Here is a 23,791-nt window from a genome sequence, read left to right as displayed (position 1 = left end):
TAGTACCACGCGCGGTCGGCTTTGGCGTCGCGGGCGGGGCAACCACCGGGCCGGGGCCGGTCACTGACCGGCCGCTGCCACTTGGAGGGCTTTCTGCGCGACATAGCCCCTCCAGGCTAGTCGTGTGGCCTAGCTCACCTTGAGGTCGCCTCGAAGTTCCTCGCCGACCTCGTGCATGTGGCGCAACCCCAGGCGGTACGACTCGATCAGGCCGGTCGAGACGTAGGGCATGCCGATGCGTTCGCAGTACGCGCGCACGATCGGCTGGGCGAAGCGGAGGTTGGCGCGCGGCATGCTCGGGAAGAGGTGGTGCTCGATCTGGTAGTTGAGCCCGCCCATCATCCAGTCGGTGACCAGGCCGCCGTTCACGTTGCGCGACGTCAGCACCTGCTTCTCCAGGTGGCCCCAGTTGCTGTCGTCGTCGGGCATCTCCATGCCCTTGTGGTTGGGCGCGAACACACTGCCGAGGTGCAGCCCGAAGACCATGTGGTGGATCAGCGCGAACAGCACCGCCTGGCCGGGCGACATGATCAGGAACAGCGCGCCGAAGTACAGCACCAGGTGCGCCGTCATCAGGCCGAGCTCGACCTTCTCGGTGCGCCGGCGGGCGAGCAGGAAGCGAATGCTCGACACCTTGAGGTTGAAGCCCTCCAGCGTCAGCAGCGGGAAGAAGATCCGGGCCTGGTTGCGGGTCAGCCAGCCCTCGAGCCCCTTGCGGCCCTCGGCCTGCTCGAGGGTCCAGACCAGCACGCCCTCGCCGACGTCCGGATCCTTGCCGGTGTGGTTCGGGTTGGCGTGGTGCCGGTTGTGCTTGTCGTTCCACCAGGCGTAGCTCATGCCGAGCAGGAGATTGCCGTGCAGCATGCCGATCCAGTCGTGCAGCTTGCGCGAGGCGGCGATCTGCTGGTGCCCGGCGTCGTGCCCGAAGAACGCCGCGCGGGTGGTCAGGATGCCCAGCGGGATCGCCAGCAGCAGCACCCACCACGAGGCGCCGATCACCGCGATCCCCGCCCAGGTCAGCGCCATCAGCGCCACGTTGATCCCGATCGCCATCGCGTACGCCGCCGTACGGCGCTCCAGCAGGCCGGCGGCCTTGACCTCCCGCAACAGCGGGGAGAAGTCGGAACGGCGGGTAGCAGCAGGTGACGCGATCGGCTGAGCCATCAGGTCCTCGTCTCGGTAGCGGGGGAAGGCCTAGGCGAACAGCCGCGGCCAGCGTACGGCATCAAGCGTTGTCGGTCGAACGCCCGAAAACATGGGAGTTACTACCCAATTCGCTGGGGGTGACAGCGCCCGGCGGAGAGTGGGCATAACTCCACTGCCGTGGCTCTCACGCTCGGTCATGATGGAGACATGAGCACCACCACCGTCGCCACCACCGAAGCGCCGCCGCTGCGCTACCCGAAGCTCGCCCAGCCGTGGATCGCCCTGTTCCTCGCGATCCTGGCCGAGCTCGGGATCGCCTTGTTCGTGCTCAGTGTGGTGTCCGTGCCGCTGATCGCGGTGTGGGTCGGGATCCCGTTACTGCTCGTGGTCGTGCCGGCCGCGCGCTGGTTCGCGAACTGTCACCGCACGATGCTGGCCGGCTTCCTCGGCGAGCGCATCCCCCGGCCGTACAAGAAGCCTCCGATGCCCGGCATGCTGATGCGGCTGCGGACGATCCTGACCGACCCGCAGACCTGGCGGGACATCATCTGGCTGCTCGTCAACGCTGTGATCGGGTTCACGCTGTGCCTGCTCAGCGCCGTCCTGTTCCTGGCCGGGCTGTTCTACCTGGTCTACCCGCTGCTGGTCGGCGTCACCCCCGAGGGCGTCTTCACCGAGCCGTTCGGCGGGCTCGTCACGGTCAACTTCTGGACCAGCTTCCTGGTGATGCCGGTGGCGCTGCTCGCGTTCCTGATCTGGCAGGCCGCCGGTGAGCGGCTGCTGAAGGCGAACGCGTACGTCGCCCGCTCGCTGCTCGGCCCGACCGAGAGCGCCAAGCTGGCGATGCGGGTCCGCGAGCTGGCCGAGTCGCGGGCCGAGACCGTCGACACCCAGGCGGCCGAGCTGCGCCGGATCGAGCGCGACCTGCACGACGGCGCCCAGGCCCGGCTCGCCGCGCTGAGCATGAACCTCGGGATGGCCGAGGAGATGGTGGCGCGGGACCCGGCCCAGGCGGCGGCGCTGCTCACCGAGGCCCGCGAGTCCGCGAGTACGGCGCTGTCCGAGCTGCGCGACCTGGTCCGCGGGATCCACCCGCCGGTGCTCGCCGACCGCGGCCTGGAAGGTGCGGTCAAGGCGCTCGCGCTGACCTGCCCGTTCAAGGTCGACGTGACCTTCGACGTCCCCGGCCGGCCGCCCGCGCCGGTCGAGTCGGCGGCGTACTTCGCGGTCGCCGAGTGCCTGGCGAACGCGGTCAAGTACTCGGCCGCGACGAACGCGTGGGTGCAGATCACCCACGAGGAGGAGAAGCTGCACATGATCGTCGGTGACGACGGCGTGGGAGGCGCGGCGGTCAAGCCCGGCGGCGGTCTGTACGGTATCGAGCGGCGGCTGGCCGCCTTCGACGGTACGTTGACCGTGGTGAGCCCGAGTGCCGGGCCGACCACCGTGATCATGGAGCTGCCTTGCGAGTCCTCATCGCTGAAGACCACGCCCTCCTCCGGGACGGCCTGATCCGCCTGCTGGAGGCGCACGACTTCGAGGTCGTGGAGGCGGTCGACAACGGACCCCGGCTGGTGCCCGCACTCGTGGAGCACCGGCCGGACGTCGCGGTCGTGGACGTCCGGCTGCCGCCGACGTTCACCGACGAGGGCCTGAAGGCCGCCATCGAGGCCCGCACGCAGGTCCCCGGCCTGCCGATCCTGGTGCTCTCGCAGTACGTCGAGCAGCTGTACGCACGGGAGCTGCTCACCGGCGGCGGAGGCGGCGTCGGGTACCTGCTGAAGGACCGCGTGTCGAACGTCGCCGAGTTCCTGGACGCCGTCCGGCGGGTCGCGGGCGGCGGCACCGCGATGGACCCGGACGTGATCGGTCAGCTGCTGGCCCGCAACACCCGCGACGAGCCGATCAGCCGGCTCACCCCGCGCGAGTCCGAGGTCCTCGGCCTGATGGCCGAAGGCCGCTCGAACGCCGCCATCGCCGGCGCCCTGTTCGTCACCGAGAAGGCCGTCAGCAAGCACACCAACAACATCTTCGCCAAGCTCGACCTGCCCCCGTCCGAGGACGACAACCGCCGCGTGATGGCGGTCCTCACCTACCTCTCGTCCCGCTGAGCCGGTACGCCGTGGGGCTGACGCCGGTGTGGCGGCGGAACCGGGTGGAGAAGTACAGCGGGTCCGGGTAACCGACCTGGGCGGCGACCGAGGCGACGGGGCGGCTGGTGAGTTCGAGGAGGCGGGCGGCCGCGTCGAGGCGGCGGCGTTCGACGAACTGCTGCGGGGCGACGCCGAGCTGCTCGCGGAACAGGTGCGCGAACCGCGAGACCGACAGGTTCACCGCCCTCGCGAGCCGCGGTACGTCGAGGCTCGCGGTCAGGTCCTGGTCGATCAGCTCGATGGCACGCAGCAGCCGGTCGTCGATCTGGACGGCCTTCGGGTTCTGGGTGTCGCACCACAGCAGGGCCGCTTCCAGCGCATTGGCGCTCAGTTGCTCGGCCTGCGGCAGCACGCTGCGCTGATGCCGAACGGCGTCGCGCAGGTGGTCGGCGACGCGCTCGAACGCCGGACCGGCCGGGTGCAGCTGAACGGTGCCCGGGGCAACCTCCAGCCAGTCGAGCAGCGGCAGCCAGTCGGGCTTCGGGTGCATGTGCGCATACAGGAAATGCCACCGGTCGCCGACCGTGGCGTAGTCGTGCAGGGTGCCGGGGCGAACCAGCGTCACGCTGCCCGGAGCGGCCGCGACCTGACCGAATCGTCCCTGGCCGTGGAGGGTCTGGACCAGCAGCCAGTCGGTCGTCCCGCGCCGCCGATAGGTCGCGTACTCAGGGCCTTCGTCGAACTCACCGGTCACCAGCCGGCGCACCACCGGATGCGGCGACTCAGCAGGATGTCGAAGGTTCACAGCTCGATAGGCTATCGCTGACCGCGACCCGCCCGCCGCATCCTGGACAACATGACCCAGACAGTCGTGGACATCTACCGGCGGGACGGCATCGTCCAGGTCCCCCAGTTGCTCGAACCCGCCGAGGTCGAGCGGATCAAGTCGGTCTTCATGGAACAGGTCGCGGTGGACCACTCGCTCGCGATCGACGACGGCGTCCCGGACGACGACCCGCTCGCGAAGTTCCCGCGGTTCGTGCACCCGCACCGGGCGGCTGACACCGAGGCCGGGCGGATGTCGATGGAGCTGATGCTCGACAGCCGGATCCTCGATGTCGTGCAGGCCCTGATCGGCCCCGCGCTCGGCGCCCAGTCGATGTTCTACTTCAAGCCGCCGGGCGCCCGCGGACAGGCGCTGCACCAGGACAACACGTTCCTGCGCGCGGATCCGGAGACGTGCCTCGCGGCCTGGATCGCGATCGACGACGTAGACGCGGACAACGGCGGGCTCGCGGTCGTGCCCGGCTCGCACAAGACCGAGCTGGTCTGCCCGGAGCCGGCCGACCTGACCGAGTCGTTCACCAGCGTCGAGGTGCCGATCCCCGACGGCCTCAGCAGAGTGCAGACCCGGATGCAAGCCGGCGACGTCCTGTTCTTCCACGGCAGCGTCGTCCACGGCTCCCGCCCGAACTCCACCGCGGACCGCTTCCGCCGCTCGCTGATCTTCCACTACATCCCCGAGGACAGCGTCGAGATCGCCGCCTTCTACAACCCGCTGGTCCGCCCCGACCGCCGCGAGACCGTCCTCCCCGAAGCCATCGGCGGCGGCCCTTGCGGCGACTACGCCCAGGCCGAGCCGTAAACCCGCCGGCCCAGCGCACAGGCTGTTGCGATCGCGAGCAGCACCGCGCTGCCGATCAGTAGCCGCCCGACGGAGTGCGGCGGATCGAAACCGGTCTCGGTGGCCGCGGCAGCCAGGCAGGTGAGCAGCGTCAGGCCGAGGATCCCGGTCGCGAGTGTGGTCATCCGGAGCAGTGCCGCGCCGGGTGACGGGTCGAAGCGGCGCCCCAGGAACCGCAGTCCGCGGCCGGGTTCCGGGGCGCGCTGCCCCCCAGTTGTCGTACTCGTGCTGTGGGAGGGCCGGCGGCGTACGTCGTCCAGGCGATGCGGATCAGCACCGCATCGACCCCGAGCACCGCGATCCATCGGGCCACGGTCGCCGATCCCGCGGAGATCCGATCAGCACCCAGGCCACGGGAATCACCAGCACCGCGACCAGCACCATGAGCGACGTCCAGCCCGGCCAGTCCGCGCCCACAACCCCCGGCATCATGACCAGCCCGAGCCCCGTCGCGACGACGACCAGCACCCCGGCAACCGGCACCAGATCCCGCCCGACCGATCTCCTCCGCACCCACCCGAGTCTGCCAGCCGCCCCCGGGTCAGTGTGCTCAGTGGTCGCGGGTGTGGGTGGGGGCTGGTCGGGACGGACGTGGGCTGCGAGAGCCGTTGGTCGGGCTCGGTGCGGCAGTGGTGGAAATGGTGGTCGGGGCGGCTAGGCCGGTGGTGGTGAAGCGGCGGAGGTCGCCTACTTGGTGGTCCAGGCGGTTCGGCAGGATCAGCGGGCGGGGCTGTGGGGCGCCGCGGGCCTCGTGTTGTGTCATCGCGGCCCGGACCTCGGCGATGACGAGCGCGGCCAGGGCATCGCCGCGGTCGAGCAACGGCACCGCGGACGCGAGGAACTGCTCGTGCTCGGCCGACGTCGGCGGACGGTTGCGCTCAGCAAGGATCTCCTGCTTGACCAGCCACGGCTCCGGCATCCGCCCGTCCTCGCCGCGGTGAGTCTCGTAGCAGACGAACCCGTCGCGGTCGACGACGTACAGGTCATCGACGTACGCCAGGGACTCCAGCTCCTGAGCGGTGTCCGGCACCAGCCGGTAGGCCAGGTCCCCGAGCTCTGGCCGCACCCACCGGCCGATTCCGGTGTCGTCGAGCGCCTGCTGGAATCGGCTCACGCGACCGAGCCGGCAGTTGGCTTCGTGCGTCGTGACGTAGACAAGCGCGACGCGGTAGTCGACGGCACGGAAACCGTCCACCCAGTTCGTGGTCAGCGGCACCCGGTGCAGCGGGGCGCTGGCGATCACGTCGTACTGCGGCTCGCCGCGGCGGAGATGTTCGAGGCAGCGCACCATCATGCCGCGCGGGAGGTTGCGGGCGATCTCGTCGGCGCCGCCCATCCCCCGGGACCGCATGATCGCGTCGTACCGGGGGTGCGCGGTGATGTCGTCGTCGAAGTCGTACACCGCGACGGACCGCGCGCCGAGCGACGTCTGCAGCAGCCACTGCGTGGTCGACTTGCCCGACCCCGGCGGCCCGCCGATCAGCACCACCAGCGGACGCTGACCTGGGGCCCGCACCGGCGGCTCGTCCGGAGTGATCTGCGCGAGCCGACGGGCGAGCACCGCCTGCGCCTCGCCCAACGTCAGGTCGAGGCGCGCGCTCGCGATCATCCGTCGAGCTCGGCGCGCAACCGCGCCAGCAGCTCCGGGTAGGTGCCGATGACGGTACGACGTTCCGCGGCCGGCATCGCGTCGAGCCGGCGCAGCTCGCCGTCGTGGTAAGCGAGCCGCTCGACGAGCTCGGCCCGGCGGTCGGGGTCGGTCGCCTGCGCGACCAGCGAGTTGTAGATCGAGGCCACGCTCTGCACGAGAGTCCGGACCCGCTCCCGCTCCACCCGCTCCTCGTGGCCCAGCGGCTCGACCCGCCGTCCACCCAGCGCCTCGGTGATGTGCTTCGTCAGCTCGTCCGGCATGTCGCCAGGGTACTCAGCGATCAGTCTTCGGTTCTGCCAGTAGCCTCCCGCACTTCGCGGGTCAGCGATCCGCTGATAGGCCCGGCGACCGTTGTCCGCCGTCCGGTTGTCGTGGTCCGCTCCCCAGGCCCGGAGGTCGGCTTCCGTCGGCGGGCTGGGGGCCACCGGGTGGTCCGTCGGGCGTCCGGATGCCGCTCGCCGGGGCGATGCCCGCGGCCGTCAAGCGGTGCAGCTCCGCCAGTCGTCCGTCCAGCTGCGGGGCCGGATCCGGGACGGCCGGCGAGGGCAGGGGTGCCGGGCGCTCGACCTGTTTGCGCATCGCCTCTCGGACCAGGTCGTCGACCGCGGGCTCCAGCTCGTCACCACGCTGCCGCAACGCCCGCGCCGTCGTCACGAACCGCTGCTGCTCCACCGGCGTCGGCGGGCGGTTGCGCTCGGCAACGATCGCCTCGCGTGCCCCGGGCTCGCGTTCCAGCGAGCCGTCCGGGCGGCGGTGGTTCTCGTAGAGCACGTTCCCGGCCCGGTCCACGACGTAGATGTCGTCGGCATACCCCATGGTCTCCACCGCGTGCGCCGCGTCAGGCACTCGCTGATAGACAGCGTTGTGCATGCGCGGATCAGCCCAGCGCCCGTTCCCGGCGGCGTCTTTCGCCTGCTGGTACCGGTCCGCGATCGCCAGCAGGCTGTCGGCCTCGTTCGTGGCGACATAGACGGCCACCACGCGATGCCCGGCGTTCCGGAACGGCTCCAGAGTCTGCTGCGCCCGCTCCGGAGTCTCCAGCCACGCGCTCGTCACGACGTCGTACGGCGGGTCCGCGGCCAGCAGACTGTCCAGGCACCGCCGGCTCAGGTCCTCAGGAAGGCTCCGGACCACGTCGCCGTGCGCGTCCCTCCCACGGTCGCGGGTCGCCTCCTCGAACCGCGGATGGGCTTGAGCGTCGTCATCGGCCTCGTACGTCGCCGCCGTGTCCACCCCGAGCGCTGCGTGCACCCGATCCTGGATCGTCGACTTCGCCGCACCGGGCTGCCCACCGATCACCACCGCCAGCGGCTGGATGCCGAGACCGCGGACGGGCCGCCGGGGCGGCACGATCTCCTCGATCCGACGGGCGATCAACTGCGCGGACTCGGCTGGTGTGAGCGTGAGGTCGATCATCCGGCGCGTAGCCGGCTCAGCAGCCCGGGATAGCTACGCAGTATCTCGGACCGCTCCTCGGCCGACAGCGCCGCGAACCGCCGGAACCGCTCGGTGTGCACCGCGCGCTCGGTCTCGAGCTCACGTCGACGGGCTTCGTCGGCCTCGGCGGCGATCAGGCCGTTGTACGCCGACAGCACCGCCCGGACCAGGACACGCGCCCGCTCGTGCTCCACTCGTTCCGCATCCGGCAACGGCGCGACGAACTGCCCGCTCAGCGCCTCCGTGATGTGCTTCGCCGGCTCGTCCACCATGAATCCAGCCTACTCAGCGATCGAGCGACCGCCGCTCCGAAACCCGTCCGCTGACCGGCCGAGCGCCCGCCGTGTCCGCGGCACTCACCCGCGGCGGCGCAACACCGGAACCTGCGATCCGCCGAAGATCGGCGAGCCGCTGGTCGAGGCGGAGTTCGGACCCGCGGACGAGGGGCTCGGGAGCAGGCCGCTCGTTGTGCAGCCGCATCGCGGTCCGCACCAGCTCCAGGACCGGAGGTTCCAGTTCGGCGGCCCGGTCGAGCAGCGGTACGGCGGTACCGAGGAACCACTCGTGCTCGGCAGGTGTCGGCGGACGATTGCGCTCGTCGAGGATCGTCTCCCGGCCGCGATGCGGCGGCGGCATCACGCCGTCGTCCCCACGGTGGTTCTCGTACAGCACGTTGCCGTCCCGGTCGACGACGTAGATGTCGTCGACGAGACCCTGCAGCTCCGCCGCATGCGCCGCGTCGGGCATTCCGGCAGCGGCCCGGTCGTGGAGTTCCTTCTCCAGCCAGCGGCCGTAGCCGACGGTGTCCTTCGCCTGCTGGTACCGGTTCGCGATACCGAGCAGGCTGTTGGCCTCGTTGGTGGCGATGTAGACGACTGCGATCCGGTAGTTCTCGGGACGGAATCCGTCCACCCAGAACCGGGTCGCCGCCTCCGACTGCAGCGGGCTGCTGGCGATCACGTCGTACTGCTGCGACCGCAGGTGGTCGAGGCAGTCGTCGCGCAGGTTCGGCGGGAGGCCCGAGGCGACGAGAAGGTTGCCGTCGACACCGTTCGCGCGCATGATCGCGTCGAACCGCGGGTGCGCGGGCGGATCGTCGTCCCGGTCGTACACCGCGACCCGCCGGGCGTCGAGGGCTGCCCGGATGAGTTCCTGGGCGGTCGATTTGCCGGCCGCCGGCTGGCCGCCGATGACCACCAGGAACGGACGGTGCGCGGCGGCTCGCTCGGGCAGCCACAGCGGTGTGATCTGAGCTATCCGACGGGCGGTGACCGCGCTCGCCTCGGCCGGGCTCAGAGTGGGGTCGGCGGTCATCCGTCGATCTCGGCGCGGAGTTCTGCCAGCAGGGCCGGGTAGCTGCGGATCACCTCGGCACGCTCGGCCGCCGTCATGGTGTCCCGGCGGCGGTACTCGGCATCGTGGAAGTCGAGCCTGGCCATCAGTTCGGCGCTCGGTGCGGCCTGCCGGGCGACGAGGGTGTTGCAGCAGCTCGCCACGGCCTGGACCAGGTCGCGGACACGCTCCCGATCGACCCGGTCGTCGTCGCTCAGCGGCGCGACCGCGCGGCCGCCGAGCGCTTCCGTGATGTGCTTGCGCCCCGCCTCACCATCCGGCATCTTCGGCTCCCTCCCGCGGTCAGGTGAGGGGCGATGCTACCCCGGGTTCAGGAGTAGTCGCGGAAGCCGCGGCCGGTTTTGCGGCCGAGGTAGCCGGCGGTGACCAGGTGTTCGAGCAGCGGCGCCGGGGCGAAGCCGGGCTCGCGGAACTCCAGGTAGAGCGTCCGCTGGATGGCCAGCGAGACGTCCAGGCCGACCACGTCGAGCAGGGCGAACGGACCCATCGGGAGGCGGCAGCCGAGCTTCATCGCCGCGTCGATGTCGTCGACGCCGGCATAGTGCGCCTCGAGCATCCGGACCGCGTCGTTCAGGTACGGGAACAGCAGCGCGTTCACGATGAACCCGGCCCGGTCGCCGCACCGCACGGGATGCTTGCCGGCAGCAACGGCTACGGCGGCCACGGTGTCGGCGACGTCGGCGGACGTACTCACCGTGCTGACGACCTCGACCAGTTGCATCACCGGCGCCGGGTTGAAGAAGTGCAGCCCGACCACGTCACCCGGCCGCTTGGTCGCCATCGCCAGGTCGATCACCGGCAGCGACGAGGTCGTGGTGGCCAGGATCGCGCCCGGCTTGCAGATCTCGTCGAACGTCTCGAACAGCGCCTGCTTGACGCTGAGCTCCTCGACGACGGCCTCGATCACCAGGTCGGCGCCCGCGAGGTCGTCGAGCTTCGCCGTACCGGTCACCCGGCGCAGCGCCGCGTCCCGCTCCTCGGCGGACAGCTTGCCGCGCTGCACGCCCTTCTCCAGCGAGCGCTCCAGCACACCGCGGACGCGGTCGACCTTCTCGGTGCCGCGGGCGACGTACAGGACGTCGTACCCGGCCTTGGCCAGGACCTCGACGATGCCGACCGCCATCGTGCCGGAGCCGACCACGCCGACCTGCTTGACCGGCCGGACGGCGATCTCGTCACCGTTGCGGTGCGGGGTGTGCTCGTCGTCCACCACGACCGGCGAGTCCGGCGCCTCGTAGGTGTAGAAGCCGCGCCCGGTCTTCCGGCCGAGCAGCCCGGCGGTGACCATCTGCTTGAGGATCGGCGCCGGCGCGTGCAGCCGGTTGCGGCCCTGCTTGTACATCGTGTCGAGAATCTCGTACGCCGTGTCGAGGCCGATCAGGTCGAGCAGCGCCAGCGGGCCCATCGGGTACCCGCAGCCGAGCCGCATCGCCGCGTCGACGTCCTCGCGGGTGGCGTAGCGGGACTCGACCATCGACACCGCGTGGTTCAGGTACCCGAACAGCAGCGCGTTCGCGATGAACCCGGCCCGGTCGGCGGCGACCACCGGCACCTTGTCGAGCCGGCGGGCCAGCGCCTGCACGTCCTCGACCACGTCCGGCTCGGTGACCACGGTCTTGATCACCTCGACGAACTCCTGCACCGGCGCCGGGTTGAAGAAGTGCATGCCGACGACGCGCCGCGGGCGCTGGGTGGCGACGGAGATCTCGGTGACCGACAACGACGAGGTGTTGGTCGCCAGGATCGCGTCCTCGCCGACGATCTTGTCCAGCGCGGCGAAGATCTCGCGCTTCAGCTCGAGCCGCTCGACGACGGCCTCGATCACCAGGTCGCAGCCGGCCAGCGCCTCCAGCGAGGTGGCGAACGTGACCCGGTCGAACAGCGCCTGCTGGTCCTCGACCGACAGCTTGCCGCGCTTCACGGCCCGGTCGGTCGAGTGCTGGATGTGCCCACGGCCGCGCTCGACGGCCTCCTCGTCGCGCTCGACACCGACCACCGTCAGGCCGTTGCGCGCGAACACCTCGGCGATCCCGGCGCCCATCGTGCCGAGACCCACCACACCAACCGTCGTCAATTCCCGAGCCATGCTCTGCACTATGCCAGTCCAGGTACTGGTCCGCCCATGAGTTGCGTCACCGGCGAGGTCAACCTCACACACCCTCGTCGATGACGACCGGGGTCTCCATCCAGCCTTCGAGCAGCCACCACGGGTCGGGCGCGCCCTCCAGTGCGGCCGCAACGGGTCGTGGCCGGAGGTCCCGCGCGACGAGGTCGGTCACCGGCATCCACACGGCGCGGTAACTCCCCCGCTCCGAGTCGGCCGAGCTTGCCATCTCCGGACCGTCGCCGGTCCCGAACTCGCCGCCGATCACGTCGGCGACGAAGTAGTGCTGCGTGCTGTCGCCGAAGTGCACGACCGCGACCGCCGCCCGGATCTTCACCAGCAGGCCGAGCTCCTCCTGCACCTCCCGGCGCGCGGCCTCCGCGGGACTCTCCCCGTCCTCCACCTGACCGCCGGGCAGCACGTGGTACGTCCGCCCGCCGCGGACCCGCTCGATCGCCGCGATCCCGTGCTCGCTCAGCAGCACGACGCCGGCGCGGATCACGCCCGCACCGCCAGGATCTGCAGCCATGTTCCGATGCGGGAGTCGCCGCGCTCCAGTCGCCGGACGGACCAACCGGTCGCGGCCAGCAGATCGCGCAGCGGAGCTTCCTGCCAGAGGACGAAGTGGCGCGGCAGGTCGAGGTGCCGGTTCGACCACTCCTCCCCCTTGCCCTCCCGGGTGGCGAAGGCGAGCACCGGCGCGGCGCGGGCCGCCTTCCGCAGTACGCCGTCCAGCTGGGCGCGGTCGAAGTGCAGGAACACCGCGCTCGCGTACACCGCGTCGTACGGGCCGCCGTAGTCGTCGGTGATCGCGTTCAGCCGGTCGGCGGCGTATCCGTCGGACCGCATCATCTCGACGAACGCCTGGGTCGCGTCGGTGCGCCGTACGACGTACCCGCGGCTCTCCAGCTCGATCGCGTCCTTGCCGGTGCCGCTGCCGAGCTCGAGCAGACGTCCGCCCGGAGCCACGCAGTCGGCGAGCAGGTCGATCAGGAGGTTGTTGGCGTCGGTCGGGATCGAGTCGCGGAACTTGCCGGCGGCCTGCTCGTACGACGCCAGCGTCACCTCGTTGTCGGAGGCGATCCGCGTCCAGCCGTCGCCGGTGTGCTCGACGATCGCGGGCAGCCGGAGGCCGAGGTCCAGGCCGAGGACGACCACGGTCTCGCCGCGGTGCAGATCGGCGATCGACTGCAGCTCGGCATCCGGGCGCTGGGTCAGCTCGGGGACGACGGTCAGCCTGACGCCGAGGCGATCGGCCAGCCGGGCGCCGGCAGCCGCCTCGAACGGGCCGGCGTACACCAGGGCGACCCGCTCGCCGACCGCCGCGTCCTGGACGTCACCGGGCAGCAGCAGGATCCGGGCGGGACACATCAGGTTCATCTACCGACGTACTCCAAGGCCTCGGCGGCGTACTCCGGCCAGACGGCCGACTGATCCAAAGGGATCCTTACCCATTCCTTCATCGGTCGACCCATCCCCGGGTCGAACTGCTCCACACCGGACAGCGTGAGTGCCTTCGCGCGCGGCTCCGGCGGGAGCTTGAAGGTCATCCCGTCGCCGTACATCCCGGCGAGCACCTTCTTGCCGATCTTCAGGCACGGCATACCGAACATGCTGCCCCGGACCACGCCGGCTGCCTCCAGCCCGGCCGCGACATCCTCGTACGCCGCGACCGCCGCGTCACTCACTTTCGGCATCATGGTCACCACCTTCCCACTCCGCGCACCCGGTGCACTACGGTGCTTTGTCGTGCGCTTGGTGATTGCTACGTGTTCTGTTGACTACTCGGGGCGGCTGACGGCTCATCTGCCGATGGCGCCCCGGTTGCTGATGGTGAAGGCGGACGGGTCCGTGCTGATCCACGCCGACGGCGGGTCGTACAAGCCGCTGAACTGGATGTCGCCACCGTGCAAGCTGACGGAGGAGGACGGCGTCTGGAGCGTCACCAACAAGGCCGGTGAGGAGCTCCGGATCACTCTCCAGGAGGTGCACAGCGACACGGCGTACGAGCTCGGGACCGACCCCGGCCTGATCAAGGACGGCGTCGAGGCGCACCTGCAGGAACTGCTCGCCGAGCACGTGCACACCTTCGGCGAGGGCTGGACGCTGGTCCGCCGGGAATACCCGACCGCGATCGGCCCGGTCGACCTGCTGCTCCGCGACGCCGACGGCAAGCACGTCGCGGTCGAGATCAAGCGCCGCGGCGAGATCGACGGCGTCGAGCAGCTCACCCGGTACATCGAACTCCTGAACCGCGACCCGCTGCTCGCGCCGGTCCGCGGCATCTTCGCCGCCCAGCTGATCAAGCCGCAGGCCCAGTTCCTGGCCACCGACCGCGGCCTGGAGTGCCTGACCGTCGACTACGACGCCCTGCGCGGCATGGAGTCCGACGTACTCCGTCTCTTCTAGCTCCTGACAAAGCAGGGAATTTGCCCGATTTCGGGCAGATGCTTTGCGTTGACCCCGGAAAGACTGCATGGTTGACGGGTGATCAGTGAGGCGGCCGTGGAGCCGGTCGACGAGCTGGCCGAGCAGGTCAGCCGGACGACGGGACTGTCGGCGGATGTCGCGCGGCGGGTGGTCGCCGACGTACTGGCCTATTTCACCGAGACGACCGAGGAGTACGTCCGGCGCCGGCACCGTGAGCTGCAGACCTACGGCGCCCGCAACGACGAGATCTTCGCGCGCCTCGGCGCCGAGCTCCGGCACTGGCCGGTCCGCTCGCCCGAACTCTCCGCCCGGCAGCTGCGACGGATCGTCTACGGCTGACCGGGCCGCTCAACCGAACCTACGAAGGGGCACCATCACATGTGCGGAATCGTCGGGTACGTCGGCACCAAGCCGGCCGCGCCCATCCTGGTGGACGGACTGGCCCGCTTGGAGTATCGCGGCTACGACTCGGCGGGCGTCGCCGTTCTCGGGTCGAGCGAGCTGAAGGTGCACAAGGACGCCGGACGGGTCCGTGAGCTGGAGGCGTCGCTGCCGAAGCGGTTCGGCGGCAAACTCGGCATCGGCCACACCCGGTGGGCCACCCACGGCGGTCCGAGCAAGGACAACGCACACCCGCACGCCAGCGGCAACGAGCGGATCGCGGTCGTGCACAACGGCATCTTCGACAACGCCGCCGCGATCCGCGCGCAACTGGAGGACGCCGGCGTCAAGCTGCGCTCCGAGACCGACACCGAGGTGCTCGCGCACCTGATCGAGCAGGCCGACGGCGACACCCTCGAGGAGAAGGTGCTGGCCAGCCTGCGCCGGATCGAGGGCACCTACGGCATCGCGGTCGTCGACCTCGACTTCCCGGACCGGATCGTGGTCGCCCGCAACGGCAGCCCGCTGATCCTCGGCATCGGCGACGGCGAGATGCACATCGCCTCCGACGCCGCCGCCCTGATCCGCTACACCCGCCAGGTCGTGTACTTGGACGACGGCGAGCTCGCGACCGTCCGCGCCGACGGCTACCGCACCTTCACCCAGGACGCGTCCCCGACCACCAAGACCGCGAAGACGGTCGAGTGGGAGGCCGAGGAGTTCGAGCGCGGCCTGCACGAGCACTTCATGATGAAGGAGATCCACGAGCAGCCGGACGCGGTCGGCCGGGTCATCCGCGGCCGGCTGGACGAGCGTTTCCACACCGTGCACCTCGGCGGCCTGAACATGGACGCCCGCGAGGCGCGGGAGATCAAGCGGGTCAAGATCCTCGGCTGCGGTTCGGCGTACTACGCCGGCCAGATGGGCGCGCAGTTCATCGAGGAGGTCGCCCGGATCCCCGCCGACGCCGAGCCCGCGTCGGAGTTCCGGTACCGCAACCCGGTCGTCGAGCGGGACACGCTGTACGTCGCGGTCTCGCAGTCCGGTGAAACCCTCGACACGCTCGTCGCCGTCCAGGAGCTGAAGCGCAAGGGCGGCCGCGTGATCGGCCTGGTGAACGCGGTCGGGTCGAGCATCGCCCGCGAGGTCGACGGCGGTGTCTACCTGCACGCCGGCCCGGAGGTCTCGGTGGCCTCGACGAAGGCGCTCACCAACATGGCGGTCGGGTTCGCGATGCTCGGCATCCACCTCGGCCGGATCCGGGACGTCTCCCCCGCCGACGGCCGCCGGCTGATCGACGGCCTGAAGAAGCTGCCGGAGCACATTGCCGCGATCGTCGCGCAGGAGGAGGAGCTGGCCAAGATCGCCGGCCGGCTCGCGCAGCACGAGAGCCTGTTCTTCGTCGGCCGGACCCGCGGGTACCCGGTCGCGCGCGAGGGTGCGCAGAAGCTGAAGGAGATCTCGTACCGGCACGCCGAGGCGTACCAGACCTCCGAGCTGAAGCACGGCCCGCTCGCGCTGATCTCGCCGGACGTGCCGAGCGTCGCGATCGTCCCCGACGACGAGCTGCTCGACCGCAACATCGGCGCGCTGCACGAGATCGGCGCCCGCTCCGGCCCGCTGTACGTCGTCACGCACCCGGGCGTCGACGTGCCGGACGGGGTCGCGGCGAAGATCGTGGTCCCGAAGAACGAGGCCGAGCTGGACCCGATCCTGCTGACGATTCCGCTGCAGATCATCGCGTACTACGCCGCGGTCGCCCTGGGCCACGACGTCGACAAGCCGCGCAACCTGGCGAAGTCGGTCACCGTCGAGTAGCAGCCCGAACGACCACGGCCGCCGATCACCCTCAGGGTGGTCGGCGGCCGTTGTTCGTGCGAGATCAGAGCTGCTGGCCGGGCTGCGACGGACGTCGAAGCGTCGCTGTACCGGCTCGCTCGGTCTCGGTGGTCTGCGCGACGCCCACACCACCACTGCCCGGCCGGGCCAGTCCGCCGAGGGCGCGGTCGGCGGCGCTCGCCGCCTCGGCGCGCCGGTCGGCCCCGTTGAGCGCGCCGGTCAGCTGCCCCGCGGCGCGGCCGCGCTCGGCGCCCATGCTCCGGTACGGGTGCAGGCCGAACTCGTTGACGAGCCGCTTGCACACCTCGACCCCGCGCACCGAGTTGCCGACCGCGTCCAGGCGCGGTGAGAACACCACGACGGCCATCCGCTTCGACGGCACCACCATCATGACGTTGCCGGACACCCCGCTCTTGGCCGGCAGCCCTACCTCGTTCGAGAACTGTCCGGAGTCGTTGTACATCCCGCTGTGGCCCATCATGGACAGCACACGCGCAGCGGTGTCCTCGGAGAACACCTGCCGGCCGCTCAAGGGTGCGACTCCACCGTTCGCGAGCGTGGCACCGGCCTTCACCAGGCTGTCGGCGGTCATGGTGAGTGAGCAGCCCATGGTGTAGAGCTCGGTGGCGTCCTCGGGGGCGCGCCGGTCAGTTGGGCTCGCGCCGTACAGCTTCCCGTTCCGCGCCAGCGCGTTGGCGAACATGACGTTCCCGAACCCGGTTTCCCGCTCGGCCAGGAACGTCGCACCGTGCAGCTGCGGACGCTCGCCGGTCATCGCGGCCCACGTGTCCCGGACGGTGGTGAACCTGGCGGACAGGTCCTTGCCGGCGTCGACCAGTGCGAGCGTCCCGATCGCTCCGGCGTTGATCATCGGGTTGTGCGGCCGGCCGTCCGCACCCAGCGACAGCAGCGGATCGTTGAACGGACCGCCGCTCTGTTCCTGACCGACCCAGCGGTGCACCTCTTCCGGGCCGAGCTGCTCCAGCGCGATCGCGTAGTTGAACGGTTTCGACGTCGACTGGACGCTGAATTCCGCCGCCGTGTCGCCGATCGAGAACACCTGGCCGTCGGCGGTGCAGATCGCGATCCCGAACTTCTCCGGATCGGCGTCCCGCAAAGTCGGGATGTAGTCCGCGGTCTCACCGGACCGTTCGTCCAGCAGGTCGGTGTGGATCCGCTCCACCGCCTGCGCGAACGCCGCGAACTCGTCCGCGGGAACGGCGAGATCACCGGTCAGCGCTCGCTGGATCACCTCGTGCCGCGCGACCTCGGCGAACGTGTCGAAATCGAGCTGCACAGGCTGGGCGTACGGCGTGATCGCGGGCCGGCCGGCGGCGTCACGGACACCGTCCAGCGCCGCACGGACCCGCGGATCGTCCGGCATGATGCCGGCCCGGCCGAGGGTGTTGAGCAACTCCCAGGACCAGATCCGGCCGTCGTCGTCGGTGTCGATCGTCGCGTACGACCGGAGCAGCTTCTCCGAGACGTCCATTGGCTGCTTCCTTCCCCAGCTGGCGGCAGGCGGGCGTGCACGACCACGCTGTCGGCGCGCAGCAGCTTGTCCTTCTTGTGTTTCCGGAGAGGTCACCTGGTGTTACGGCAGGATCAAACGACGGTGTTGTAGGACAAGTTTCCTACTTGTATGATCACTCCTCATGGACCGCATCCGCCACGTGCAGCTCAAGTCCGTCGTCCTCCCGCTCGACCAGCCGATCAGCGACGCCAAGGTGCTGACCGGGCGGCAGCGGCCGATGACCGAGGTGGTGTTCCTGTTCGCCGAGATCGCGACCGAGCAGGACCAGCACGGCATCGGGTTCAGCTACTCGAAGCGGGCCGGCGGACCGGCGCAGTACGCGCACGCGAAGGAGATCGCGGCGAACCTGATCGGCGAGGACCCGTCCGACATCGGCAAGGTGTACGACAAGCTGCTCTGGGCCGGTGCCTCGGTCGGCCGCTCGGGTGTCGCGACGCAGGCGATCGCCGCGATCGACATCGCGCTGTGGGACCTGAAGGCCAAGCGGGCCGGTCTGCCGCTCGCCAAGCTGCTCGGCGCGCACCGTGACTCGGTCCGCGCCTACAACACCTCCGGCGGCTTCCTGCACGCCCCGCTCGACGAGGTGAAGGAGCGCGCGTCGAAGTCGCTCGCCGACGGTATCGGCGGGATCAAGATCAAGGTCGGCCAGCCCGACAGCCGGATCGATCTCGAGCGGGTCCGCGCGGTGCGGGAACACCTCGGCGACGACGTACCGCTGATGGTGGACGCGAACCAGCAGTGGGACCGGCCGACGGCGCTGCGGATCGGGCGGGTGCTGGAACAGTTCGGGCTGGTGTGGATCGAGGAGCCGCTGGACGCGTACGACGCGCTCGGGCACGCGGAGCTGGCGGCGGCGCTCGACACCCCGATCGCGACCGGCGAGATGCTGTCCAGCGTCGGCGAGCACGTGCGGCTGATCGAGGCTCGCGCGGCCGACATCATCCAGCCGGACGCGCCGCGGATCGGCGGCATCACACCGTTCCTGAAACTCGCGACGCTCGCCGACCACAACGGTCTGCAGCTGGCGCCGCACTTCGCGATGGAGATCCACCTGCACCTCGCCGCGGCGTACCCGCGGGAGCCCTGGGTCGAGCACTTCGAGTGGCTGAATCCCTTGTTCAACGAGCGGCTGGAGACGGTCGACGGGCGGATGCTGGTCCCCGACCGCCCGGGGCTCGGGTTCACCACCAGCGAGCAGTGCGCGCGCTGGACGGTCGACCGCTGCGAGTTCTCGTGAGCGGACTGGCCGATCAGATCGTCGACGATCTGAAGCGGCGGATCCTCGACGGCGGGATCGCGCCGGGCGCGAAGCTGCCGGCTGAGAACAGCCTGGTCGAGGAGTTCGGGGTCAGCCGGACGGTCGTTCGCGAGGCGGTCTCGCGGCTGCAGGCGGCCGGGCTGGTGGAGACGTTCCAGGGACGCGGGTCGTTCGTTCTCGAGGTCCCGGAGCGTACGCCGGGGCTGCGCGAGGTGCGGTCGCACCGCGACGTCCTCGACCTGATGGACTTCCGGATCGGTGTCGAGAGCGAGGCGGCCGGACTGGCCGCAGTCCGGCGGACCGAGCATCAGCTGAAGGGGATCGAGCGGGCGCTGGACGACTTCCGGCGGGTCGGTGACGATCCGAGCCGGTCGGTGGCCGCCGACTTCGCGTTCCACCTGAAGGTTGCTGTTGCTTCGGGCAACCGGTTCTACGCGGACCTGGTCGGGGAGCTCGGGCCGATGATGATCATGCTGCCGCGAACCCGGCTCGACCCGGCGTACGAGATGTCGGACCCCGGGCACCTGACCCGCGTCGTGCACGAGCACGAGAACATCGCCGCGGCGATCGGCCGGTCCGATGCGGAGGCGGCGCGGGCGGCGATGCGCGTGCACCTGTCCGGCACCCGGCACCGCTTGACCCAGAGCCCCGGCTAGCTACCACCGGGCCGTGTTCGGGCTGAAGCCGGGATCGACGGTCCGCATGTACGTCGTGTCGTCGCGCTTCCGGATTCCGCACGCCAGGTACTGCTCGTGCAGCGTCCCTAACGCGTCGGCGTCCAGCTCCACGCCGAGCCCGGCACCGGACGGCACCCGCACGCTCCCGGACTCGAAGGACAGCACGCCGGGCTTGATCACGTCCTCGGTCTTCCACGGATAGTGCGTGTCACACGCGTACGTGAGGTTCGGCGTCGCCGCCGCGAGATGCGTCATCGCCGCCAGGCTGATCCCGAGGTGCGAGTTGGAGTGCATCGACAACCTCATCCCGAACGTGTCGCAGATCCCCGCCAGCAGCTGCGACCGGCGCAGCCCACCCCAGTAGTGATGATCCGACAGCACCACCTGTACGGCGTCCGCGAGCACAGCCGGCTTCAGATGCGAGAACGCGATCACGCACATGTTCGTCGCCAACGGAATGCCGGTCTGCCGCGCCACGGCCGCCATCCCCTCGATCCCCGGCGTCGGATCCTCCAGATACTCGAGGACGCCGGCCAGCTCCCGGGCGACCCGCACCGACGTGTCCACGGTCCACGCGCAGTTCGGATCGATCCGCAGCTTGTGCTCGGGAAACGCCTCGGCCAGCGCGCGCACCGCGTCGGCCTCCTGTGCCGGCGGGAACACGCCGCCCTTCAGCTTGATCGCCGAGAAGCCGTACTCCCCGATCATCTTCCGTGCCTGCCGCACGATCCCGTCCGGGTCGACTGCCTCGCCCCACTCGTCCGGCTCACGTCCCGGATGCGCGGCCCACTTGTAGAACAGATAAGCGCTGAAGGGCACAGTCTCACGCACCGCACCTCCGAGCAGATCCACAACCGGCCGCCCCTGCACCTTGCCCTGGATGTCGAGCAGCGCGACCTCGTACGGCGACGACACCACGTCGGCCGGGTCCTGCAGGTTGAGCATTCCGCCCACCTGAGCACCTCCCGCCGTCAGTACGTCGCTCACTCGCCGACGGAGCCCGTTGAGGTCGAAGGCATCCAGTCCGGGCAAGACGTCCGCGACCGCCTGCAAACGCAGTAGGTGGTCAGCTGCCGCGTAGGTTTCGCCCAGGCCTACGAGTCCGTCGTCGGTGTGGAGCTGGACGATCGTGCGCAGGGCGTACGGCTCGTGGACGCCGACCACGTTCAGCAGCGGCGGGTCCGCGAACGCGACCGGGGTGAGTTCGACACGGGCGATCTTGGTCATACACGTTCCTTCTGGCGCTTCACGAGCAACCGGAGTGCGGGCAGGGCGAGGACGACGATCAACGCGGCGAGGATCGTGCCGGAGATCGGCCGGGTGAAGAAGCCGGCCGGGTTGCCGCCGAAGATCAGCAGCGACTGCCGGACCGCGGTCTCCATCACGCTGCCGAGCACGAAGGCCAGCACCAGCGGACCCGGCTCGAACCCGAACTTCTTCATCAGGTAGCCCACGACGCCGAACACGATCACCAGGAAGATGTCGAACACCTGGTTCGCCACGGTGTACACGCCGAGCAGCGTGATCAGCACGGTGATCGGCGCGAGCACGGCCGGCCGGACCCTCAGGATCTTCACGAACAGCCCGACCAGCGGGATGCTCATGATCAGCAGCAGGATGTTGCCCAGGTACATCGAGTTGATCACGCCCCAGAACAGGTCCGGGTGCTCCGAGACCAGTTGCGGCCCCGGCGGGATCCCCTGGATCAGCAGCGCGCCGAACATCAGCGCCATCGTCGCGTTCGCCGGGATGCCGAGCGTCAGCAGCGGGATGAACGACGACGTGGCCGCCGCGTTGTTCGCCGTCTCCGGCGCCGCGACGCCCTCGACCGCGCCGCGGCCGAAACGCTCCGGCTGCTTCGCACGCCGCTTCTCCACCGCGTACGCGACCAGCGACGACAGCGTCGCGCCGCCGCCCGGCAGGACACCGAGCACGAACCCGATCACCGAGCCACGCCCGATCGCGCCGCGCGCCTGCCGCAGGTCCGCACGCGACGGCCAGGCGTTCGCGACCGCGACCGGCTGGTGCTGCTTGGTGTGCCGTTCCTCCAGGTTGTAGAGGATCTCGCCGAGCCCGAACAGGCCCATCGCGATCGGCACGAAGTCGATGCCGTCGGCAAGGTTCAGGCTGTCGAACGTGAACCGGCTCGCACCGGTGAACGTGTCCCGCCCGACGGTGGCCAGCAGCAACCCGAGCCCGGCGGCGATCACCGCCTTCAGCCGGCCGCCGTTCCCGACGGTCGCCACCAGCAGCACGCCGAACAACGACAGCGCGGCGTACTCCGGTGGGCCGAAGTCGAGCGCCACGCCGGCCACCACCGGAGCGAGCAGCGTCAGCCCGATGATCGACACCGTGCCGCCGATGAACGACCCGATCGCCGCCACGCCGAGCGCCGTACCGGCCCGTCCTTGTTTCGCCAGCGCGAACCCGTCGAACACCGTGACCACCGAAGACGCCTCGCCCGGCAGCCGCAGCAGGACGGACGTGATCGTGCCGCCGTACTGCGCGCCGTAGAAGATGCCGGCCAGCATGATGATCGCCGACACCGGCTCGACGCCGTACGTGATCGGCAGCAGGATCGCGATCGTCGCGGCCGGACCGAGCCCGGGCAGCACGCCGATCAGCATGCCGATGACGACGCCGACCAGGCAGTACAGCAGGTTCGCCGGCTCCAGCACGACGCCGAAGCCGTCGATCAGGCCGCCCATCAGATCAGCCTGGGCAGCGGGATCTGGAGCACCAGCACGAACAGGACGTAGAACGCGGCGACCGTCCCGACGCTGATCACGACCGACGTGATCCACGACTCCTTGCCGAGGAACCGCAGCCACACGAACGCCAGCAGCAGCGACGGGATCTCGAACCCGATCAACGGCAGCACGGCCGCGAAGACCACGAGGGTCAGGACGGCCACCGCGGTCAGCACACTCGACCGCGAGAACTTCTCGGTGTCCGTCCCCCGCCGGCCGACCAGCGCAAGGACGATCGACAGCACGGTCACGACGACGCTGACCACGAACGGCCAGAGACCCGGCCCCGGCTGGGTCAACCGGCCCAGCCCGAGCGCGAGCGACCCGATCAGGCCGCCGACCCCGATGACACCGGCAACGATCGCCGCTCCGAGCTGGGACCATGGTCCCGCGTGCGGCGGCCGGTCCGCGGCCAACTGCTCCTGCAGCGCGGCCTCACTCACTTCTTCGCCGCCAGCGAGATGCCGAGCTGGTCGAGCTGTCCTTTGTACTTCGTCGCGTACTCGTCGAGGATCTTGCGCACCTCGTCCGGCGAGACCTCGATCGGCGTCAGGCAGTGCGCGTCGTTGAACTTCTTGTACGCGTCGGTCGCGTACGTCTTCTGCGCCGCGTCGAGCAGCTTCGTCTTCGCGGCGTCCGGCGTACCCTTCGGCGCCGTGAGGAAGCGATACTGCGACACCACCACGTCGTACCCCTGCTCCTTGGCCGTCGGCACGTCGGGCAGGAACTTGATCCGCTCGGCCGAGAAGACCGCGAGCGGGACGACCTTCTTCGCCTTCACCTGCTCGATCCCGTCACCGACCTGGATCGTCGCCACGTCGACCTGGCTGCCGAGCAGCGCGGTGAGCGCCGGCGCACCCCCGTCGAACGGTACGTCGGTGGCGGGGATCCCGGCCTGCTTGAACGTCAGCGCGGACGCGAGCTGTGCCCCGGTGCCGACGCCGGTCGTGCCGTATTTGATGTTCTTGCCGGCCTTCTTCAGATCGGCGATCGTCTTGTAGCCGGAGCCGACCGGAGCGATCAGCACGTAGTCGTCCTGCGAGATGCCGCCGAGCAGGTCGAAGTCGTCGAGCTTGACGACCTCGTCGGCCGAGACCGCGAGCGGCGTGATGGTGAACAGCGACGCGTTCTGGACAGCGATCTTGTAGCCGTCGGCCTTCGCGGACTGAAGCTCCTTGGCGTTCAGCGCGCCGTTCGCGCCGGGCTTGTTGACCACCGGCACCGAGACGCCGAGCTCCTTGCCGATGCCCTCCGCGATCGCGCGGGTGATCAGGTCGGTGCTGCCGCCGGGAGACGCACCGACGCTCATCTGGATGTTGCCCGTCGGATAGTCGCCGTCGCCGCCGGTCGAGGTCGTCTTCACCCCACCGCAGCCGGCCAACAGGACTGAAGCACTGACCGCCATCACCAGGACGTGGCGGTTGCGCGTGAACTGCATCGGATCTCCTCCTTTG

The 23,791-nt window shown here is 70.0% G+C and carries 27 protein-coding genes; 8 read left to right on the top strand and 19 right to left on the bottom strand.

Annotation, left to right across the window (positions count from 1 at the left end; genetic code table 11):
* Window positions 1–129 precede the first annotated feature (129 nt).
* Window positions 130–1,164 (bottom strand): fatty acid desaturase family protein, encoded by a 1,035-nt coding sequence (locus tag ACWEOO_RS23485; RefSeq protein ID WP_452144814.1) that lies wholly within the window; start codon window positions 1,162–1,164, stop codon window positions 130–132.
* Window positions 1,165–1,353: 189 nt separating this feature from the next.
* Here ACWEOO_RS23485 and ACWEOO_RS23480 point away from each other — a divergent pair, with 189 nt between their 5' ends.
* Both ACWEOO_RS23480 and ACWEOO_RS23475 read left to right on the top strand, forming a co-directional pair.
* Complete coding sequence (locus ACWEOO_RS23480; protein ID WP_452144813.1) at window positions 1,354–2,658, top strand: sensor histidine kinase; 1,305 nt, start codon at window positions 1,354–1,356, stop codon at window positions 2,656–2,658.
* Entirely contained in the window at window positions 2,610–3,257 is a 648-nt protein-coding gene (locus ACWEOO_RS23475; protein WP_359930189.1) for a response regulator transcription factor, read from the top strand. The genes ACWEOO_RS23480 and ACWEOO_RS23475 overlap by 49 nt, the downstream gene beginning before the upstream one ends.
* Here the strand turns inward: ACWEOO_RS23475 and ACWEOO_RS23470 are convergent.
* Entirely contained in the window at window positions 3,235–4,044 is an 810-nt protein-coding gene (locus ACWEOO_RS23470) for a helix-turn-helix domain-containing protein (protein ID WP_452144812.1), read from the bottom strand. The two genes, ACWEOO_RS23475 and ACWEOO_RS23470, sit on opposite strands and share 23 nt — an antisense overlap.
* Before the next feature lie 51 nt (window positions 4,045–4,095).
* On the opposite strand from ACWEOO_RS23470, the gene ACWEOO_RS23465 reads away from it, so the two are divergent.
* A complete protein-coding gene (locus ACWEOO_RS23465; RefSeq protein WP_452144811.1) occupies window positions 4,096–4,884 on the top strand; it encodes a phytanoyl-CoA dioxygenase family protein in 789 nt (262 codons plus the stop codon).
* On the opposite strand, the gene ACWEOO_RS23460 is transcribed toward ACWEOO_RS23465, so the two are convergent.
* From ACWEOO_RS23460 to ACWEOO_RS23405, 12 genes are all read right to left on the bottom strand, one after another.
* A complete protein-coding gene (locus ACWEOO_RS23460; protein ID WP_452144810.1) occupies window positions 4,863–5,048 on the bottom strand; it encodes a hypothetical protein in 186 nt (61 codons plus the stop codon). The genes ACWEOO_RS23465 and ACWEOO_RS23460 overlap by 22 nt on opposite strands.
* Before the next feature lie 145 nt (window positions 5,049–5,193).
* Complete coding sequence (locus ACWEOO_RS23455) at window positions 5,194–5,436, bottom strand: hypothetical protein (protein WP_452144809.1); 243 nt, start codon at window positions 5,434–5,436, stop codon at window positions 5,194–5,196.
* 37 nt (window positions 5,437–5,473) lie between these two features.
* Window positions 5,474–6,532 carry a zeta toxin family protein gene (locus tag ACWEOO_RS23450; RefSeq protein ID WP_452144808.1) on the bottom strand — a complete coding sequence of 353 codons (1,059 nt, stop codon included), beginning with the start codon at window positions 6,530–6,532 and terminating at the stop codon, window positions 5,474–5,476.
* Window positions 6,529–6,834 carry a hypothetical protein gene (locus tag ACWEOO_RS23445; protein WP_452144807.1) on the bottom strand — a complete coding sequence of 102 codons (306 nt, stop codon included), beginning with the start codon at window positions 6,832–6,834 and terminating at the stop codon, window positions 6,529–6,531. Before ACWEOO_RS23445 ends, ACWEOO_RS23450 begins: the two co-directional genes overlap by 4 nt.
* Window positions 6,835–6,895: 61 nt before the next feature.
* Window positions 6,896–7,990: a zeta toxin family protein gene (locus tag ACWEOO_RS23440; RefSeq protein WP_452144806.1), complete on the bottom strand. Its 1,095-nt coding sequence runs from the start codon at window positions 7,988–7,990 to the stop codon at window positions 6,896–6,898.
* On the bottom strand, window positions 7,987–8,283 hold the full coding sequence (locus ACWEOO_RS23435; RefSeq protein ID WP_452144805.1) for a hypothetical protein: 297 nt from the start codon (window positions 8,281–8,283) through the stop codon (window positions 7,987–7,989). Before ACWEOO_RS23435 ends, ACWEOO_RS23440 begins: the two co-directional genes overlap by 4 nt.
* Before the next feature lie 13 nt (window positions 8,284–8,296).
* Complete coding sequence (locus ACWEOO_RS23430; protein WP_452144804.1) at window positions 8,297–9,325, bottom strand: zeta toxin family protein; 1,029 nt, start codon at window positions 9,323–9,325, stop codon at window positions 8,297–8,299.
* Window positions 9,322–9,627, bottom strand: coding sequence for a hypothetical protein (locus ACWEOO_RS23425; RefSeq protein ID WP_452144803.1), 306 nt, complete (start codon window positions 9,625–9,627; stop codon window positions 9,322–9,324). The genes ACWEOO_RS23430 and ACWEOO_RS23425 overlap by 4 nt, the downstream gene beginning before the upstream one ends.
* 47 nt (window positions 9,628–9,674) lie before the next feature.
* Window positions 9,675–11,450 carry a 3-hydroxyacyl-CoA dehydrogenase family protein gene (locus ACWEOO_RS23420; protein ID WP_452144802.1) on the bottom strand — a complete coding sequence of 592 codons (1,776 nt, stop codon included), beginning with the start codon at window positions 11,448–11,450 and terminating at the stop codon, window positions 9,675–9,677.
* A gap of 64 nt (window positions 11,451–11,514) precedes the next feature.
* Window positions 11,515–11,997 (bottom strand): NUDIX hydrolase, encoded by a 483-nt coding sequence (locus tag ACWEOO_RS23415; RefSeq protein WP_452144801.1) that lies wholly within the window; start codon window positions 11,995–11,997, stop codon window positions 11,515–11,517.
* Window positions 11,967–12,848, bottom strand: coding sequence for a class I SAM-dependent methyltransferase (locus tag ACWEOO_RS23410; protein ID WP_359930173.1), 882 nt, complete (start codon window positions 12,846–12,848; stop codon window positions 11,967–11,969). The genes ACWEOO_RS23415 and ACWEOO_RS23410 overlap by 31 nt, the downstream gene beginning before the upstream one ends.
* Complete coding sequence (locus tag ACWEOO_RS23405) at window positions 12,845–13,168, bottom strand: hypothetical protein (protein ID WP_452144800.1); 324 nt, start codon at window positions 13,166–13,168, stop codon at window positions 12,845–12,847. Before ACWEOO_RS23405 ends, ACWEOO_RS23410 begins: the two co-directional genes overlap by 4 nt.
* 49 nt (window positions 13,169–13,217) lie before the next feature.
* Here ACWEOO_RS23405 and nucS point away from each other — a divergent pair, with 49 nt between their 5' ends.
* The 3 genes from nucS to glmS all read left to right on the top strand — a co-directional run bounded on the left by nucS (window position 13,218) and on the right by glmS (window position 16,097).
* Window positions 13,218–13,877: an endonuclease NucS gene (gene nucS / locus ACWEOO_RS23400; protein WP_452144799.1), complete on the top strand. Its 660-nt coding sequence runs from the start codon at window positions 13,218–13,220 to the stop codon at window positions 13,875–13,877.
* A 78-nt stretch (window positions 13,878–13,955) separates the two neighbouring features.
* Window positions 13,956–14,237: a hypothetical protein gene (locus ACWEOO_RS23395; RefSeq protein WP_452144798.1), complete on the top strand. Its 282-nt coding sequence runs from the start codon at window positions 13,956–13,958 to the stop codon at window positions 14,235–14,237.
* Between the two features lie 39 nt (window positions 14,238–14,276).
* Complete coding sequence (gene glmS, locus ACWEOO_RS23390) at window positions 14,277–16,097, top strand: glutamine--fructose-6-phosphate transaminase (isomerizing) (RefSeq protein ID WP_355699981.1); 1,821 nt, start codon at window positions 14,277–14,279, stop codon at window positions 16,095–16,097.
* Between the two features lie 64 nt (window positions 16,098–16,161).
* On the opposite strand, the gene glsA is transcribed toward glmS, so the two are convergent.
* Window positions 16,162–17,610, bottom strand: coding sequence for a glutaminase A (glsA, locus tag ACWEOO_RS23385; protein WP_452144797.1), 1,449 nt, complete (start codon window positions 17,608–17,610; stop codon window positions 16,162–16,164).
* A gap of 163 nt (window positions 17,611–17,773) precedes the next feature.
* Between glsA and ACWEOO_RS23380 the strand changes: the two genes are divergently transcribed.
* Both ACWEOO_RS23380 and ACWEOO_RS23375 read left to right on the top strand, forming a co-directional pair.
* Window positions 17,774–18,889 carry an L-talarate/galactarate dehydratase gene (locus ACWEOO_RS23380; RefSeq protein ID WP_359930165.1) on the top strand — a complete coding sequence of 372 codons (1,116 nt, stop codon included), beginning with the start codon at window positions 17,774–17,776 and terminating at the stop codon, window positions 18,887–18,889.
* Complete coding sequence (locus ACWEOO_RS23375) at window positions 18,886–19,566, top strand: FadR/GntR family transcriptional regulator (RefSeq protein WP_359930163.1); 681 nt, start codon at window positions 18,886–18,888, stop codon at window positions 19,564–19,566. The genes ACWEOO_RS23380 and ACWEOO_RS23375 overlap by 4 nt, the downstream gene beginning before the upstream one ends.
* Here the strand turns inward: ACWEOO_RS23375 and ACWEOO_RS23370 are convergent, their stop codons facing one another.
* The 4 genes from ACWEOO_RS23370 to ACWEOO_RS23355 are packed head-to-tail and all read right to left on the bottom strand — an operon-like array spanning window position 19,567 to window position 23,775.
* Window positions 19,567–20,814, bottom strand: a complete 1,248-nt coding sequence (locus tag ACWEOO_RS23370) for a glucarate dehydratase family protein (RefSeq protein WP_452144796.1) — start codon at window positions 20,812–20,814, stop codon at window positions 19,567–19,569.
* Window positions 20,811–22,295, bottom strand: coding sequence for a tripartite tricarboxylate transporter permease (locus ACWEOO_RS23365; RefSeq protein WP_452144795.1), 1,485 nt, complete (start codon window positions 22,293–22,295; stop codon window positions 20,811–20,813). Before ACWEOO_RS23365 ends, ACWEOO_RS23370 begins: the two co-directional genes overlap by 4 nt.
* Complete coding sequence (locus ACWEOO_RS23360) at window positions 22,295–22,780, bottom strand: tripartite tricarboxylate transporter TctB family protein (RefSeq protein ID WP_452144794.1); 486 nt, start codon at window positions 22,778–22,780, stop codon at window positions 22,295–22,297. The genes ACWEOO_RS23365 and ACWEOO_RS23360 overlap by 1 nt, the downstream gene beginning before the upstream one ends.
* The gene (locus ACWEOO_RS23355; protein WP_452144793.1) at window positions 22,777–23,775 is read right to left on the bottom strand and encodes a Bug family tripartite tricarboxylate transporter substrate binding protein; all 999 of its coding nucleotides are present in this window, start codon (window positions 23,773–23,775) and stop codon (window positions 22,777–22,779) included. The genes ACWEOO_RS23360 and ACWEOO_RS23355 overlap by 4 nt, the downstream gene beginning before the upstream one ends.
* Window positions 23,776–23,791 lie beyond the last annotated feature (16 nt).

The sequence above is a fragment of the Kribbella sp. NPDC004138 genome (assembly GCF_053603655.1).
Note: the sequence above shows the minus strand (reverse complement) of the source record. Positions and strands in the feature narration are given on the sequence as shown.

Excerpts from the sequence above, each read along its gene's own strand:
- ACWEOO_RS23485 (WP_452144814.1), bottom strand. The coding sequence starts at position 1,164 with ATGGCTCAGCCGATCGCGTCACCTGCTGCTACCCGCCGTTCCGACTTC.
- ACWEOO_RS23480 (WP_452144813.1), top strand. The coding sequence starts at position 1,354 with ATGAGCACCACCACCGTCGCCACCACCGAAGCGCCGCCGCTGCGCTAC.
- ACWEOO_RS23465 (WP_452144811.1), top strand. The coding sequence starts at position 4,096 with ATGACCCAGACAGTCGTGGACATCTACCGGCGGGACGGCATCGTCCAG.
- ACWEOO_RS23460 (WP_452144810.1), bottom strand. The coding sequence starts at position 5,048 with ATGACCACACTCGCGACCGGGATCCTCGGCCTGACGCTGCTCACCTGC.
- ACWEOO_RS23450 (WP_452144808.1), bottom strand. The coding sequence starts at position 6,532 with ATGATCGCGAGCGCGCGCCTCGACCTGACGTTGGGCGAGGCGCAGGCG.
- ACWEOO_RS23445 (WP_452144807.1), bottom strand. The coding sequence starts at position 6,834 with ATGCCGGACGAGCTGACGAAGCACATCACCGAGGCGCTGGGTGGACGG.
- ACWEOO_RS23440 (WP_452144806.1), bottom strand. The coding sequence starts at position 7,990 with ATGATCGACCTCACGCTCACACCAGCCGAGTCCGCGCAGTTGATCGCC.
- ACWEOO_RS23435 (WP_452144805.1), bottom strand. The coding sequence starts at position 8,283 with ATGGTGGACGAGCCGGCGAAGCACATCACGGAGGCGCTGAGCGGGCAG.
- ACWEOO_RS23430 (WP_452144804.1), bottom strand. The coding sequence starts at position 9,325 with ATGACCGCCGACCCCACTCTGAGCCCGGCCGAGGCGAGCGCGGTCACC.
- ACWEOO_RS23425 (WP_452144803.1), bottom strand. The coding sequence starts at position 9,627 with ATGCCGGATGGTGAGGCGGGGCGCAAGCACATCACGGAAGCGCTCGGC.
- ACWEOO_RS23420 (WP_452144802.1), bottom strand. The coding sequence starts at position 11,450 with ATGGCTCGGGAATTGACGACGGTTGGTGTGGTGGGTCTCGGCACGATG.
- ACWEOO_RS23415 (WP_452144801.1), bottom strand. The coding sequence starts at position 11,997 with ATGGCTGCAGATCCTGGCGGTGCGGGCGTGATCCGCGCCGGCGTCGTG.
- ACWEOO_RS23410 (WP_359930173.1), bottom strand. The coding sequence starts at position 12,848 with ATGAACCTGATGTGTCCCGCCCGGATCCTGCTGCTGCCCGGTGACGTC.
- ACWEOO_RS23405 (WP_452144800.1), bottom strand. The coding sequence starts at position 13,168 with ATGATGCCGAAAGTGAGTGACGCGGCGGTCGCGGCGTACGAGGATGTC.
- glmS (WP_355699981.1), top strand. The coding sequence starts at position 14,277 with ATGTGCGGAATCGTCGGGTACGTCGGCACCAAGCCGGCCGCGCCCATC.
- glsA (WP_452144797.1), bottom strand. The coding sequence starts at position 17,610 with ATGGACGTCTCGGAGAAGCTGCTCCGGTCGTACGCGACGATCGACACC.
- ACWEOO_RS23380 (WP_359930165.1), top strand. The coding sequence starts at position 17,774 with ATGGACCGCATCCGCCACGTGCAGCTCAAGTCCGTCGTCCTCCCGCTC.
- ACWEOO_RS23370 (WP_452144796.1), bottom strand. The coding sequence starts at position 20,814 with ATGACCAAGATCGCCCGTGTCGAACTCACCCCGGTCGCGTTCGCGGAC.
- ACWEOO_RS23365 (WP_452144795.1), bottom strand. The coding sequence starts at position 22,295 with ATGGGCGGCCTGATCGACGGCTTCGGCGTCGTGCTGGAGCCGGCGAAC.
- ACWEOO_RS23355 (WP_452144793.1), bottom strand. The coding sequence starts at position 23,775 with ATGCAGTTCACGCGCAACCGCCACGTCCTGGTGATGGCGGTCAGTGCT.